Here is a 14,166-nt window from a genome sequence, read left to right as displayed (position 1 = left end):
GGGGGGCCTCATCGGGTGGGGGCGACGGGCACGCCCGGCAGGTACACCGAGACCACCGGACCGCCGTCGGCGAGGGAGACGGTGAAGAACGAGAGGTCGCCGATCCGCACCGGCAGGTAGCCGGAGACCTCCTGCACCGCCGAGGTGCCGGTCCAGCGGACTACTTCCCCGGTGGTGCTGTCGGAGGTGACGGCATGCAGGACATACGCCGTGCCCTCGCGCAGACCGCTGACGGTGGCCCGGATGCGCACGCCGTCCTCGCCCTCGCTGGCGACCGCCACCGAGGCGGATGCGCCGGTCGTGTCGTCGGTGGCCACCGCGGCGGCGGTCCGCACCGGGGTGGGCTCGCCCTGCGGCGAGCGCAGCAGCGTCGCCAGGCCGAGCCCGGCGACGACCAGGACCAGCGCGAGCAGGCTGCCGGCCTGGAGCAGCTTTCCGGTACGCCCGGAGCGTCGCGCCTTCTCCCCGGGGCGCGAGGAGCTCGGCCGCGTGGAGCCGGCGCGCCCGGACGGCCGGACCGGTCCACCCGGGCGGCGCGCCGGCGCGGCAGCCACCGGCGTTGCGACCGGCGCCGGGGTGCCGGGATCGACGTCGTCGGTGCCGAGCAGCGCGAGCGCGGCCACGGTGTCGATGACCTCGTCGGCCCGGGCCCGGCACGCGGGGCAGTCCTCGAGGTGCCGGTGGATGACGTCGCTCTCGGCGGGGTCCAGCGCGTCCATGAAGTGGAGCCCGAGCAGCTCCTGATGCACATGGGCGCCGCTGTCGATGATCTCAGCCACCTTGATCGCCGCTCTCTGGTCCGCCGGTCCGGAAGGTGAAGCCTCGGCTGATCAGGGCCTCGCGCAGTGCCTTGAGACCGTAGAACGTCCGGGACTTGACCGTGCCCGACGGTACCGCGAGCAGGTCGGCCACCTCGGACACCGACCGTTCCTGGAAGTAGATCTCGATCAGGGTCACCCGGAGCCGCTCGGGCAGCGAGTTCAGCGCCGCCCGCACCTCGCTCGCGTCCACCAGCTTGTCGATGCCGTCCTCGGAACGGGCGTGCACATCGATGTACTCGTCGGAACGTTCCTCCGGGCGCACCTCGGCGGCGCGGATCTGGTCGATGAGGATGCGCTTGGCGACCGTGAAGAGCCAGCCGCGGCTCCATCGCCCCTCGGAGTTGCGGGCGTCGGGGTTGCGCCAGGCCCGCAGCAGGGTCTCCTGGACGATGTCCTCGGCCCGGTGCACGTCACCCTTGGTCAGCCGGGTCAGGAAGCTGAGCAGCACCGGCCCGTGCACTTGTTGCAGGTGGCGCAAAGCATCAACGTCTGCGGTGGTGCCGGCGCGGGGCGGCGGTGTGCGCGGCGCCGGCCGGACGTCTCCGGCCACGTCGCCACCGGTGCTCGAAGTTAGGTGACCCACGATGAAGACGTTCGCAGCCCGTCGCCGCGAAGTCACTGTGGTGGCAACAGTCATGGCCGTATGCCCCGGCGAAGGGGTCCCTTCTTACCTCTTGGGACGAATCCGGCGTCCCTTTTCCGGGACGCCGGACCCCGGTGGGTGTCAGCCACGCCCGGGCACGGACGGTGGCGCGTCGGTCCGGTCCGACCAGTGCCCGCCGACCTCGGACCAGTGGTCCTCGCCGCCGTCGTCGACCGGCATCTGCCCGCCGAACGCGGAACCGGCGGCCGGCGGAGGGCCCGGCGGAGGCGGCGGGGGCGGCGGGGGCGGCGGTGCCGATGAAGGGCCGCCGCTGCTGGTCACGAGGGCGGGCACCGGGGCCGGCACCGGGGTGCGGAACCGCGGGTCGTAGAGGTCGATCTCCGGCTCCCCGGCGTTGCCGCCGTCCTCGTCGTCGGCGGGGCCCCGGCGCAACAGCCGCCAGATCCGCTGGCCGAGCAGCAGCGCGGCGGCGATCATCAGCAGCGCGGTGACGATCAGGACGGTCGATCGCCCGCCCGTGTCCCCGCTCGCACCGGCCGGGTCACCGGGGGCCGCCTCGCTCGCCGCGACACTCGCCGCGGGGGCGGGCGGGCGGACCTCCCCGGCCTCCTCGGCGAGCACCTTGGTGACCGCCTCACCGGGGTTGAGGAAGCCCCAGCCGTACTGGCTGTGCGGGGGGTTGCCGTCGCCCATCCGGTCGGCGGTGACCTTGATGCGGTGGGTCACCTGCTCGGCGGTGAGTTCGGGATAGGCCGCCCGGACCAGTGCCGCCTCGGCCGCGGTGTACGCGACGGCGTAGTGCGTGCCGCTGCCGGTGACCGCGCTGCCGGTGGTCGCCGTACCGCCCAGGCTGTTGACGTTGACGCCGGGGGCGGACACGTCAACCGCGCCCTTGCGATAGTCCACGGCCCACTTGTCGTCGACCCCCACCCCCGCCACCCAGAGGGCACCCTCGCCTATCTTGGCCTGCGGGTCGGGCTGCTTCGCGGGCGTCGGCGCCCCCAGCACCACGACGACGTTCTTGGTGATCGCGGTGGCGACCGCCTGGGCCACCTTGGCGTCGCTCGCGTCCACGTACGCGCCCAGCGCGATCACGGTGGCACCCGCGGTCACGGCCGCCTCGATCGCCTTGACCTGCACCTCGGGCGTCGCCGCGGGCTGATTGACGGTGATCCGCACCGGCAGCACGGTGGCGTCGGGCGCGGCACCGGCAGGTCCCTCACCGTTGACCTGCTGGGCGACCACAAGCGCAGCCATGGCGGTGCCGGTGCCGAGGCAGTCGGCGTCCCCCCGCCGGCCGGGCTGGACCACGTCGGCGCCGCCGATGACCCGGCCGGCGAGCTGCGGCATGGCGCCGTTCACGCCGGAGTCGACCACCGCGACGACCTGCCCCTTGCCCCGGCTCTGCGGCCAGGCCTTGTCGGCCGCGAGCCGCAGCCGGGCCCAGTCGGATTTGGTGCTGGAGGCCGCGGCGGAGGCGCAGCCGGTCGACGCCGAGGGCACCCCGCTGGGCAGCGCGCCCGGGCTGGGCCGGGTGCCGGTCGCGGGCGTGGCGCCACCGACGGCGGGCCCGGTCGGCCCGGTCGTCGGCCCGCTCGTCGGCTTCCCGGCCTTCGTCGTCACGGGTGCGGGCGCGCGGTCCGGCAGCACGCCGTACTGGATGCCCGCGCCGACCGCGTCCCACGGCATGACCAGCAGCCAGCCGGACCGCAGCCGGCCCGGGTCGGCGAGCACCTTGCCGTCCGGCTGCTTGCGCCCGGCGTTGCGGTCGAAGATCTCCCCCGACCGGTCGCCGCTGCCGAGGAAGCGGCCGGCGATCTCGGTCAGGTTCTCCGGCGCCCCGTTGTACGCCGACGTCACCGTGTAGTACTTGACGTACTCCTCGCCCGCTGCCTGCGCCGGCGCCGGCAGCGCGAGCACCGCCGTGCCGGCCACCCCGGCCAGGAACGAGCGGATCGCCATCCGGCTGATCCAGGACATCCGGTTCCCTCTCGTCGATTCCCGCGACACCCGCTCGGCCGTCGCACTGCGGCGGACCTGTGGGGGCGTCGCTGACACGACGGACGGCGGCAGCCTCCGGTTCATGGCGGGGGGCGGTAATTCCGGCGGCCCGGCGAGCGGCTACGGAGGAGCTCACGCGCACCCATGTCCAAATGTGAGCGGTAACAAATCCGAAAAGGGGCGCTACAGAAGGTAGCAGGGGGCGTCTGAGCTGCACTTTAGCGGAAACACCGGCCGATCTCGACAGTGCTCGGCGTTCGTTTCTGGGTGTTTGTGGCCGTGACCTTGACAGGAAAAGTTCGATAGTGCGTGAATGTGTTTCCAGATAGTAAAGCTTCTATACCGCCTTTGAAGGAGCCCCCATGGCCACTATGTCCGGACACTGGAGACCGGCCGTCCTCTCCCTCGGCACGGCGCTGATCGTGCTCGCCGGCGCGGGCGCGTGCGCGAAGTCCGAGGACAGCGACACGCCGGCCGCCGGCGGCGCCGCCTCCGCCGGGGCCCAGGTCGCCCAGTCCGCCGCGCCCGGTGTGCCGACCTGCACGCTGGAGCAGTTCGGTGGCACGAAGGTCGACCTGAAGACCGCCAAGATCGGCTTCTCGCAGTCGGAGAAGGAGGCGAACCCGTTCCGGATCGCCGAGACCAAGTCCATCAAGGACGAGGCCGCCAAGCTCGGCATCCCGGCCGGCAACCTGCGGACCACCAACGCCAACTCGCAGTTCAACAAGCAGATCAGCGACGTCGAGCAGATGATCGACTCGGGCGTGCAGCTGCTGATCATCGCGCCGCTGAACTCCGACGGCTGGGACTCGGTCTTCGCCAAGGCCGCCGCCAAGAAGGTCCCGATCATCACCATCGACCGCAAGATCAACGCGACTCCTTGCAAGGACTACCTGACCTTTATCGGGTCCGACTTCGCCGAGCAGGGCAAGCGCGCCGCCGACAAGCTGGCCGCCGCCCTCGGCAACAAGGGCTCGGTGGCGATCCTGCTCGGCGCGCCCGGCAACAACGTCACCACGCTGCGGACCAAGGGCTTCAAGGACCAGATCGCCAAGGTCGCGCCCGACATCAAGATCACGTTCGAGCAGACCGGCCAGTTCTCCCGCGAGGAGGGCCAGAAGGTCACCGAGCAGCTGCTGCAGTCCAACTCGGACATCAACGGCATCTACGCGGAGAACGACGAGATGGGCCTCGGCGCCGAGGTCGCGCTCCAGGGCGCGGGCAAGAAGGCCGGCGACGTGAAGATCGTCTCGATCGACGGCACCAAGGGCGCGGTCAAGGGCATCGCCGACGGCTGGTTCTCCGCGGTCATCGAGTCCAACCCCCGCTTCGGCCCGCTGGCGTTCGAGACCGCGACCAAGTTCTTCAGCGGCGAGCCGATCCCCGCGGACATCATCATCTCCGACCGCGAGTACGACGAGAGCAACGCCAAGACGGACCTGCCCAGCGCCTACTGAGTCACCTCTCCCCCAGGAGTGCTCACATGACCGTTCCCCGTCCCCGGACATGGCGACGCCTCATCGCCGTGACCACCGCCGCCCTCACCGCTTCCGCCGGCACCCTGATCGCCACCGCCGGCCCGGCAGCAGCCTTCGTCCCCAAGACCCCACCCCTGACGACGCCGTGGACGAGCCAGGTCTCGACCACCAACCCGCTGCCGGAATACCCCCGGCCGCAGCTGACCCGGCCGGACTGGCAGAGCCTGAACGGCATCTGGCAGTTCGCCGGGGCGTCCAACATCAACACCCCGCCGGTGAACCAGACGCTGGGCGAAGAGGTACTTGTTCCGTACCCGATCGAGAGCGCTCTCTCCGGCATCATGCGGCATGAAAACTACATGTACTACCGCAAGAACTTCACGGTTCCGGCGGGCTGGAGCGGCCGCAGCGTGCAGCTCAACTTCGGCGCCGTGGACTGGCAGTCCAAGGTGTGGGTGAACGGCACGCTGCTCGGCACCCACGAGGGCGGCTACGACAAGTTCTCCTACGACGTCACCAGCGCGCTGCGGGCCGGCAGCAACGAGGTCATCGTCGGGGTCTGGGACCCCACCGACGGCCAGGACATCCCGGTCGGCAAGCAGCGCACCAACCGCGGCGGCATCTGGTACACGCCGTCTTCGGGCATCTGGCAGACGGTCTGGCTGGAGCCGACCAACCCGGCCCGGATCACCCGGCTGGACACCACCCCGAACGTCGCCGCCGGTGGCCTCGACCTGGTGGTGCAGGCGGCCAACGCGAGCGGCCAGGCGGTCACCGCGCAGGTGCTCACCGGCGGCACGGTGGTCGGCACGGCCACCGGCACCGTCGGTGCCAGCCTGCGGGTCCCGGTCCCGAACGCCCACCTGTGGACCCCGGACGACCCTTTCCTGTACGACCTGAGGGTCACCCTCGCCTCCGGTGACGTGGTCGGCGGCTACTTCGGCATGCGCTCGCTGGGCAAGGCCATGCTGGGCGGCACCCTGCGCCCGACGCTCAACGGCAAGTTCGTCTTCCAACTGGGCACCCTGGACCAGGGCTACTGGCCGGACGGGCTCTACACCGCACCCACCGACGCCGCGCTGCGCTTCGACCTGGAGCAGCAGAAGTCGCTGGGCTTCAACATGGTCCGCAAGCACATCAAGGTGGAGAACGACCGCTGGTTCTACCACGCCGACCGGCTCGGCCTGATGGTGTGGCAGGACATGCCGGCACTGGCCAGCGGCCGCGAGCCGTCGACGGCCGGGCGCACCCGGTTCGAGAAGGAACTCAAGGAGATGATCGACGAGCACAAGGGCATCACGTCGATCGTCCAGTGGGTGCCGTTCAACGAGGGCTGGGGCGAGTACGACGCGGGCCGCATCGCCGACCTGGTCAAGAGCTGGGACGCGACCCGGCTGGTGAACCACAACTCGGGCTCCAACTGCTGCGACTCCGACCCGGACCCGGGCAACGGCGACGTGATCGACGACCACATGTACGTCGGCCCGGGCATCACCCGCGCACCGACGGCCACCCGGATCGCGGTCAACGGCGAGTACGGCGGCCTCGGCCTGCGCGTGCCCGACCACGAGTGGCCGACCGCGGGCAAGTTCGCGTACGAGTGGCTGCCGGACACCAACGCGCTGACCAACCGGTACGTGCAGATCACCGGCAAGCTGGCCGACCTGACCTCCACCAACGGCCTCTCCGGATCCGTCTACACCGAGCCCACCGACGTGGAGGAGGAGCTGAACGGCTTCTTCACCTACGACCGGCAGATCCAGAAGATGAACTTCGCCGCGGTCCGGGCCGTTCACCAGCGGGTCCTCGGCGCGGCCAACGGCACCACCCTGCCGACCGGCCGGCTCGCCTCGCTGCGGGTCACCACCCCCGGCTACACCGACCGCTACCTGCGGCACGAGAACGGCGCCGCCGTCACCGCGGTGATCAACGCGGCGAGCAGCACCGCGGCCAAACAGGACGCCACCTGGTGGGTCCGGCCGGGGCTGTCGAACAGCGCCTGCTACTCGTTCGAGTCCCGCAACTTCCCGGGCCAGTACCTGCGGCACCGGGCCTACCGGGTCTACCGGGAGGCGAACAACGGCGGCACGTTCACCGCCGACGCCACGTTCTGCGCCCGGCCGGGCCTCTCCGGCGGCGGGACCTCGCTGGAGTCGGCCAACCTGGCCGGCTACTACCTGCGGCACCGCAACTCCGAGGTCTGGATGGACCAGAACACCGGCGGCACGTTCACCAACGACGCCACCTGGACCGTGAGCAACCCGCTGTGGCGCAGCGGCGCGGACCTGGCCGTCGGGCAGAAGCGGTCGTTCCGGGTCACCACCGCCGGCTACGACACCCGCTACCTGCGGCACCGGGACTCGCTGGCGCGGACCGACGTGATCAACGCGGCCAGCCCGCTCACCGACCGGCAGGACGCCACGTTCACCGTGCGCGCCGGGCTGGCCGACAGCACCTGCTACACGTTCGAGTCGGTCAACTACCCGGGCCGCTATCTGCGGCACGCCAACTACCGGGTGCAGACGGCCACCAACGACAACACGACCACGTTCGCCCAGGACGCCACCTTCTGCGCCCAGCCGGGCCTGAACGGCGGCAGCGGGAACGTGTCGCTGGAGTCGTACAACTACGTCGGCTACCACTGGCGGCACTACGGGGAGGCCGTCTACATCGCCACCAACGGCGGCGGCAACGCCTGGGACAACCCGGGCAGCTACGCCGCCGACGTCACCTGGAACAACGCCGCCCCGCTGGGGTAGCGGGCGAAAGTGAGTGGATCCATGGCACTGCTGGAAGTCGTCGATGTCGCCAAGGAGTTCCCGGGCGTCCGCGCCCTGGACGGGGTCTCCTTCGCGCTCCGGCCGGGCGAGGTGCACGCCCTGGTCGGCGAGAACGGCGCCGGGAAGTCCACCTTGATCAAGGTGCTGACCGGCGTCTACCAGCCGGACGGTGGCGAGCTGCGCTACCGCGACGAGCCGGTCCGGTTCGGCACACCGATGGACGCCCAGCGTGCCGGGATCTCCACGATCTACCAGGAGGTCAACCTCATCCCGCTGATGAGCGTGGCGCACAACCTCTTCCTCGGCCGCGAGCCCCGCACCGGGCTCGGGCTGCTGGACGAGGGCCGGATGCACCGGGAGGCCGGTGAGATCCTGCGCCGCTACGGGGTCACCACCGACGTCCGCCGGCAGCTCGGCACGCTCGCCCTGGGCGCGCAGCAGATGGTCGCCCTGGCCCGGGCCGTGATGATCGACGCCAAGGTCGTCATCATGGACGAGCCGACCTCGTCGCTGGAACCGCGCGAGGTGGAGACCCTCTTCGGGGTCATCCGGGACCTGCACGCCCAGGGCATCGGGATCGTCTACGTCAGTCACCGGCTCGACGAGCTCTACCGGATCTGCGACACCGTCACGATCCTGCGCGACGGCAAGGTGGTGCACACCGGCAAGCTCGCCGAGCTGGAACGCATCAGGCTGGTCTCGCTGATGCTCGGCCGGGACATGTCCGCCGTCCGCCGCGAGGGCTTCACCGGGTTCGCCGGCGAGCACGCCACCGCGGCGGACGCGGTCCCGGTGCTCGAGGTCACCGGCCTGACCAGCCGGCACAAGCTGCACGACATCAGCTTCACCGTCCGGCCCGGCGAGGTGGTCGGGCTGGGCGGGCTGCTGGGCGCCGGTCGCAGCGAGACGGTCAAGGCGATCGGCGGCGCGTACCCGATCGACGACGGGACCGTCGCGGTCGACGGCAAAAAGCTGCACAAACCCACGACCGTACGGGCGGTCAAGGCGGGCATCGCCACCCAGCCCGAGGACCGCAAGGCCGAGGGCATCGTCGCCGGGCTGTCCGTACGGGAGAACATCGCGCTCGCCGTGCTCCCCCGGCTGTCCCGGTTCGGGCTGGTCTCCGATCGCAAGATCGACGAGGTCGTCCAGCGCTACATGAGCCGGCTGCGGATCAAGGCGTCCAGCCCGGACCAGCGGGTCGGCGACCTGTCCGGCGGCAACCAGCAGAAGGTGCTGCTGGCCCGCCTGCTCGCCACCCACCCCAAGGTGCTGCTGCTGGACGAGCCCACCCGCGGCATCGACGTCGGCGCCAAGGCGGAGGTGCAGTCGCTCATCGACGAGCTGGCCGGCGAGGGCCTCGGCGTGGTGCTGATCTCCTCCGACGCGGAGGAACTGATCGAGGGCGCCGACCGGGTGGTGGTGCTGCGGGACGGCGCGGTCGTCGGCGAGCTGCGCGGCGACGCCGTCACCACCGAGGCCCTGTTGCAGACGATCGCCGCGGCGGCGGAAGTGGAGACCCCCGATGACCACTGAGGCAGTGGCCACCCGACCCCAGCTCAGATCCTGGCTTCCCGCATACGGCGTCTATGTGGCCATCGTGCTGCTGGTCCTCTACAACGTCCTGTTCACACCGAACTTCCTGGCCTGGAGCAACCTGCGGATCCAGCTGATCCAGGTCGCGCCGATCGTGATCGTGGCGCTGGGCATGGCGCTGGTGATCGGCACCGAGGGCATCGACCTGTCGGTCGGCTCGGTGATGGCGCTGGCCGCCGCGCTGATCCCGCTCTACCTCGGCTACGGGGTGGTCGCGGCGATCCTGGTCTCGCTGACCGCCGGCGTGCTGGTCGGCCTGGTCAACGGCACCCTGGTCGCCCGGGTCGGCCTGCAACCCATCGTGGCGACGCTGGCGCTGTTCGTCGGCGGTCGCGGCCTGGCCCTGGTCATCTCCGGCGGCCAGCTCAAGGACGTCCGCAACGACGACCTGATCTTCCTGGGCTCCGGCGACTTCCTCGGCCTGCCGATGCTGGTCTGGATCGCCGCGCTGCTGGTGCTGATCGTCGCGTTCGTGGTGCGGCGGACCGTCTTCGGCCGCCGGCTGCTGGCGATCGGCGGCAACCGGCCGGCCACCGAGCTGGCCGGCGTGCCGGTGAAGCGGGTCCTGATCACGGTTTACGTGATCTGCTCGGTGCTCGCCTCGATCGCCGGCCTGCTCGCGGTCGCCCGAATCCAGTCCAGCGACGCCTCCTCGGTCGGCCTGCTCATCGAGCTCTCCGCGATCACCGCGGTCGTGGTCGGCGGCACCCCGCTGACCGGCGGCCGGGTCCGGGTGCTCGGCACGGTCGCCGGCGCGCTGCTCATGCAGCTGGTCATCGCCACGATGATCAAGCACAACCTGCAGTCGTCGATCACCGAGATCGTGCAGGCCGCCATCATCCTCGTCGCCGTGTACGTCGCCCGAGAGAGGAAGTCCCGGTGACCCCCACCGTGTCGGACCCCGAGGCCCCCGCGGCGGTCGTCGCCGCCGACGTGCGCCGGGCCGAGCGCACCGACCGCATCGTCGGCCTGGTCCAGCGGCAGGGCGCGCTCGCGGTGCTCGTCGTGGTCGTGCTGGTCGCGGCGGCCGCGTTCCCCAACTTCCGCAGCTTCGACAACGCGGGCACCATCCTGGTGGCGGCCGCGCCGCTGGCGCTGATCGCGCTGGGCATGACCTTCGTGATCCTCACCGGCGGCATCGACCTGTCGGTCGGCTCGCTCTACGTGCTGGGCGGGGTGGTCTCGGCGTACGCGTCGCAGTGGGGCCTGGTGCCGGCGTTCCTCGTGCCGCTCGCGCTCTGCGGCTTCATCGGGGTGCTGAACGGGATCCTGATCGCGTACACCAGGATGGCCCCGTTCATCGTCACGCTGGCCGCGCTGCTCGGCGCCCGCGGGCTGATGCGGGCGATCAGCGACGAGGGCTCAACCACGTACCTGGTCGGCAGCGACGCCTTCCGCAGCTTCGGCACCGGCTCGTTCCTCGGCATCGGCTATCCGGTCTGGCTCGTGGCCGCGGTCTTCGCGGCCGGCATGATCCTGCTGGCCCGCACCCGCTTCGGCCACGCGGTCCACGCGGTCGGCGGCAGCGAGGACGCGGCCGCCCTGATGGGCGTCGCGGTGCGCCGCACCAAGGTCTGGGTGTACGTGATGTCGGGGTTGCTGGCCGGCCTGGCGGGCGCGATCAACGCGGCCAAGCTGGGCTCCGGCGTCACGGTGCTGGGCATCGGCCTGGAACTGGACGCGATCGCCGCGGTGGTCATCGGCGGCACCCTGCTGACCGGCGGCGCGGGCACGATCACCGGCACCATCGCGGGCGTGCTGCTGCTCGGCGTGATCCAGAACATGATCAACCAGGTGGGCAACGTGCCGAGCAGCTACCAGCAACTGATCAGCGGCGCGTTCCTCGCGGTGGTCGTGGTCGCCCAGACCTACCTGGCCAAACTCCGCCGGGTAACCTGACGATCATGAATCCGGTGTTCGTGTACGACGGCGACTGCTCGTTCTGCACCTCGTGCGCCCGCTTCATCGAACGCCGCATCCCGTCACAGGCGACCGTGGTGCCCTGGCAGTTCGCGGACCTCGACCGGCTCGGCCTGACCCTGGACCAGGTCGAGTCGGCGGTGCAATGGGTCGGCACCGACGGCACGATCGCCGCGGGCCCGGACGCGATCGCCCTGCTGCTGCGCGACGCGGGCCGGCTGTGGACGGTGCCGGGGCGGGCACTGCAGGTCAGGACGGTCGGGCTGGTGGCGTGGCCGGCATACCGCTGGATCGCGGGCCACCGCCACCTCTTGCCGGGCGGCACGGCGGCCTGCTCACTCCCCCAGGCCCAACGCGACAAGCTCCACGGCACCACCGCCGGCTAAGCAGCCCCGGGCACGGACCGTACTTGCAATCTTGGGCCTAGATTGAAAGTTTCTCGGATCTACTTACAAACTCGAAGCCGCCGATCGGGCTACTTGCATTCTCGGCGCTGGATTGTAAGCAGATGCCGAGATACTTTAAATTCCGTGGAGTACAGCGCGTTCGGAACGTCCCCCGCCGGGTCCCTTGTCCGAATCACCGGCTGGGACCCCCGCTACGGCGAGAACTACGACGAGCAGGCGTTTCTCCCCGAGCCGCTGCCCATGAAGCTCAATCTCCAGCAGGAGACCTACGTCGCTGCGGCCAATGCGACCGCTGCCGTTGCACGCCTGGATCAAGCTGCCTTCCGGTTGCCGAATCCGACGCTGCTCGCCCGCCCGGCCATCAGACGCGAGGCGGTTGCCACCTCCGCGCTCGAGGGCACCTACGCCGCCCTGGACGAGGTACTCGAGGCCGACTTCCTGGATCGCGGGCAGCTGACCGCCTCGGTGTCCGAGGTGGTGAACTATGTCGACGCGGCCGAGCTGGCGTTTGAGTGGATCAAGGACAAGCCGATCACGGTCGGCATGCTCGAACAGTTGCAGAAGATTCTGGTCCGTGGCACGCGAGGTGACTCCGGAGACGCAGGCCGGATCCGCACGACGCAAGTCTTCATCGGGGCCGGCGGCGGACGCGTGGGGGACGCTCGATTCATCCCGCCGCCTCCCGGCGACCAGTTGCGAGCGGGGATTGACGCCTGGGCGACCTGGATCAATGCGGGCGAAGTCTTCCCCTTGATCGTCAAAATGGCGCTCGGGCACTATCAGTTCGAGACCCTGCACCCCTTCAACGACGGCAATGGTCGCTTGGGCAGGCTCGTCTGCGTCCTCCAGCTGGCCGGGCGCGGAGAGCTCCGAGTGCCGGTCCTGAACCTGTCGCCATGGCTGGAAACACGCCGCCGTGAGTACCAGGACCATCTGTTGCGATGCAGCGCGACCGGTGAATTCGACACTTGGATCCGCTTTTTCGCCGAGGCGGTCCGGGCTCAGGCCATCGGCGCTGTCGAGAAGATCGACGCCCTCCACGACTGGCGCGATGAAGCGCTGGACAAGCTGGTCAAGGCGAACATCCGGGGCGTGGCGACCCGGATCACAGAGGATCTCATCGGATATCCCATGATCACACCGACGGCGGCCGCGAATCGGAACGGGGTGACCTATCCGGCCGCGAACACCGCCGTGAACCGCCTGGTGCAACTCGGCATTCTTGAGGAACGCACGGGAAGGCAGTACGGTCGCGTGTTCGCCGCACGACAGGTTCTCAAGATCATTAACACTGACTAGCCCACCAACGCAGGTCCGTGATCCTCAGTTCAGGTGGGCCGTGCCGAGGACGTGTCCATCGTGGTCGGCCACCGCGACTGTGCTCACGTTGCGGAGCTGGATCGAGCTGGCGCCGGTGACCTTGGCGTTGCCGCTGGGTGTCGGGCCCCAGATCGCGGCCTGTTCCTGCGTGCCGTCGGCCTTGCCGACCTTGCACACGAACGGTCCCCGGCCCGGCAGCTTCGACATGGTCAGGTCGACCGACACGCCCCAGGTCTTGCCGGTCAGCACCGCCTGGCCGGTGATCCCGCTGCCGTCCGAGGCCTCGAAGACCGCCGTCACCACCGGCTGGCTCGGCGCGGCCGTCGGCGGCGGGCCCGGGGGCGGCGCGTCGTCCCGGGTGATGATCACGCCAACGCCGCCCGCGACCACCAGCGTGACCGCCGCCGCGACCGCCAGGCGGCGGCCGGTGCTGCGCCGGCGGTTGCGGGATTTTTCGGCCCGCATCCGGGCGAGCAGGCTCTCGATCCGGGCGGGGCTCGGCCGGGTGCCGGCCGTCACGGTCACCGGCAGCGCGTGCTCCAAGGACCGGAGCAGTTCCGGTACGGGCGCCAGCCGGTCCAGCTCGGCGCGGCACTCGTCGCAGCTCAGCAGGTGCGCGTCCAGCCGGTCGGTGTCGGTGTCGTCGAGTCCGCCCAGCAGGTAGCCGCCCAGCAGCCGGCGCAGCTCGTCGTGGTCGGCGGTCATCGCAGCACCCCCATCTCCTCGAACGCCTGCCGCAGTGCCCGCACCGCGTAATAGGCGCGCGATTTGACCGTGCCCTCGGGCACCGAGAGCTGCCGGGCGGCGTCCGCCACCGTCTGCCCCTCGTAGTACATGGCCTGGACCACCGCCCGGTGGTCGGCGGAGAGCCGTTCCAGCGCCTCGGCGACCAGCCAGCCCTCGACGAGCTGGTCGACGTTGTCGGCGGACGGCACCGACGCCACCGCGGCCTCGTCCGCGACCAGGTGCGGGCGGCGCTGCTCGGCCCGCCACGCGTTGGTGACCACGTTGCGGGCGATGGTGAGCAGGTACGAGCGGGTCCGGCCGGGGTCCGGGTCGAGGTGGTCGATGTGCCGCCAGGCCCGCAGCAGCGTCTCCTGGACCAGGTCCTCCGCTTTGTGCCGGTCGCGGACGTACCGCGAGATGAAGCTGAGCAGCACCGCGTAGTGCTCGGTGTAGAGCGCGGTCATCAGCTCCTCGTCGGGATTCACCCGTCGCCTCATCCGCTGCTCCCTCGTC

At 70.5% G+C, this 14,166-nt stretch carries 12 protein-coding genes; 7 read left to right on the top strand and 5 right to left on the bottom strand.

Annotation, left to right across the window (positions count from 1 at the left end; all coding sequences use genetic code 11):
- Positions 1–8: 8 nt before the first annotated feature.
- The 3 genes from ACIBQZ_RS00895 to ACIBQZ_RS00885 all read right to left on the bottom strand — a co-directional run bounded on the left by ACIBQZ_RS00895 (position 9) and on the right by ACIBQZ_RS00885 (position 3,405).
- The gene (locus tag ACIBQZ_RS00895) at positions 9–779 is read right to left on the bottom strand and encodes a zf-HC2 domain-containing protein (RefSeq protein WP_396086363.1); all 771 of its coding nucleotides are present in this window, start codon (positions 777–779) and stop codon (positions 9–11) included.
- Positions 772–1,371, bottom strand: a complete 600-nt coding sequence (locus tag ACIBQZ_RS00890) for a sigma-70 family RNA polymerase sigma factor (RefSeq protein ID WP_396086362.1) — start codon at positions 1,369–1,371, stop codon at positions 772–774. The genes ACIBQZ_RS00895 and ACIBQZ_RS00890 overlap by 8 nt, the downstream gene beginning before the upstream one ends.
- Before the next feature lie 174 nt (positions 1,372–1,545).
- Positions 1,546–3,405, bottom strand: a complete 1,860-nt coding sequence (locus ACIBQZ_RS00885; RefSeq protein ID WP_396086361.1) for a S8 family serine peptidase — start codon at positions 3,403–3,405, stop codon at positions 1,546–1,548.
- A gap of 383 nt (positions 3,406–3,788) precedes the next feature.
- Here ACIBQZ_RS00885 and ACIBQZ_RS00880 point away from each other — a divergent pair, with 383 nt between their 5' ends.
- From ACIBQZ_RS00880 to ACIBQZ_RS00850, 7 genes are all read left to right on the top strand, one after another.
- Positions 3,789–4,883, top strand: coding sequence for an ABC transporter substrate-binding protein (locus tag ACIBQZ_RS00880; RefSeq protein WP_396086360.1), 1,095 nt, complete (start codon positions 3,789–3,791; stop codon positions 4,881–4,883).
- Positions 4,884–4,909: 26 nt separating this feature from the next.
- Positions 4,910–7,663 carry an AbfB domain-containing protein gene (locus ACIBQZ_RS00875; RefSeq protein WP_396086359.1) on the top strand — a complete coding sequence of 918 codons (2,754 nt, stop codon included), beginning with the start codon at positions 4,910–4,912 and terminating at the stop codon, positions 7,661–7,663.
- Positions 7,664–7,684: 21 nt separating this feature from the next.
- Positions 7,685–9,220, top strand: a complete 1,536-nt coding sequence (locus ACIBQZ_RS00870; protein WP_396086358.1) for a sugar ABC transporter ATP-binding protein — start codon at positions 7,685–7,687, stop codon at positions 9,218–9,220.
- Entirely contained in the window at positions 9,210–10,163 is a 954-nt protein-coding gene (locus ACIBQZ_RS00865; protein ID WP_396086357.1) for an ABC transporter permease, read from the top strand. Before ACIBQZ_RS00870 ends, ACIBQZ_RS00865 begins: the two co-directional genes overlap by 11 nt.
- Positions 10,160–11,179 carry an ABC transporter permease gene (locus tag ACIBQZ_RS00860; protein WP_396086356.1) on the top strand — a complete coding sequence of 340 codons (1,020 nt, stop codon included), beginning with the start codon at positions 10,160–10,162 and terminating at the stop codon, positions 11,177–11,179. Before ACIBQZ_RS00865 ends, ACIBQZ_RS00860 begins: the two co-directional genes overlap by 4 nt.
- 5 nt (positions 11,180–11,184) lie before the next feature.
- Positions 11,185–11,586 carry a thiol-disulfide oxidoreductase DCC family protein gene (locus ACIBQZ_RS00855; protein WP_396086355.1) on the top strand — a complete coding sequence of 134 codons (402 nt, stop codon included), beginning with the start codon at positions 11,185–11,187 and terminating at the stop codon, positions 11,584–11,586.
- A 144-nt stretch (positions 11,587–11,730) separates the two neighbouring features.
- Positions 11,731–12,906, top strand: a complete 1,176-nt coding sequence (locus ACIBQZ_RS00850; protein WP_396086354.1) for a Fic family protein — start codon at positions 11,731–11,733, stop codon at positions 12,904–12,906.
- Between the two features lie 24 nt (positions 12,907–12,930).
- Here the strand turns inward: ACIBQZ_RS00850 and ACIBQZ_RS00845 are convergent, their stop codons facing one another.
- Together ACIBQZ_RS00845 and ACIBQZ_RS00840 are read right to left on the bottom strand one after the other, a co-directional pair.
- Positions 12,931–13,632, bottom strand: coding sequence for a zf-HC2 domain-containing protein (locus ACIBQZ_RS00845; protein WP_396086353.1), 702 nt, complete (start codon positions 13,630–13,632; stop codon positions 12,931–12,933).
- The gene (locus ACIBQZ_RS00840) at positions 13,629–14,150 is read right to left on the bottom strand and encodes a sigma-70 family RNA polymerase sigma factor (protein ID WP_396086352.1); all 522 of its coding nucleotides are present in this window, start codon (positions 14,148–14,150) and stop codon (positions 13,629–13,631) included. The genes ACIBQZ_RS00845 and ACIBQZ_RS00840 overlap by 4 nt, the downstream gene beginning before the upstream one ends.
- Positions 14,151–14,166 lie beyond the last annotated feature (16 nt).

The sequence above is a fragment of the Actinoplanes sp. NPDC049599 genome (assembly GCF_044465625.1).
In the GTDB taxonomy this organism is placed as follows: domain Bacteria; phylum Actinomycetota; class Actinomycetes; order Mycobacteriales; family Micromonosporaceae; genus Actinoplanes.
The sequence above is the reverse complement of the archived record's forward strand: the minus strand, read 5'-3'. Positions and strand labels throughout refer to the sequence as shown.

Bases quoted from the DNA above. Each gene is read 5' to 3' on its own strand.
- ACIBQZ_RS00855 (WP_396086355.1), top strand. From the start codon at position 11,185: ATGAATCCGGTGTTCGTGTACGACGGCGACTGCTCGTTCTGCACCTCG.
- ACIBQZ_RS00870 (WP_396086358.1), top strand. From the start codon at position 7,685: ATGGCACTGCTGGAAGTCGTCGATGTCGCCAAGGAGTTCCCGGGCGTC.
- ACIBQZ_RS00875 (WP_396086359.1), top strand. From the start codon at position 4,910: ATGACCGTTCCCCGTCCCCGGACATGGCGACGCCTCATCGCCGTGACC.
- ACIBQZ_RS00865 (WP_396086357.1), top strand. From the start codon at position 9,210: ATGACCACTGAGGCAGTGGCCACCCGACCCCAGCTCAGATCCTGGCTT.
- ACIBQZ_RS00845 (WP_396086353.1), bottom strand. From the start codon at position 13,632: ATGACCGCCGACCACGACGAGCTGCGCCGGCTGCTGGGCGGCTACCTG.
- ACIBQZ_RS00840 (WP_396086352.1), bottom strand. From the start codon at position 14,150: ATGAGGCGACGGGTGAATCCCGACGAGGAGCTGATGACCGCGCTCTAC.
- ACIBQZ_RS00885 (WP_396086361.1), bottom strand. From the start codon at position 3,405: ATGTCCTGGATCAGCCGGATGGCGATCCGCTCGTTCCTGGCCGGGGTG.
- ACIBQZ_RS00880 (WP_396086360.1), top strand. From the start codon at position 3,789: ATGGCCACTATGTCCGGACACTGGAGACCGGCCGTCCTCTCCCTCGGC.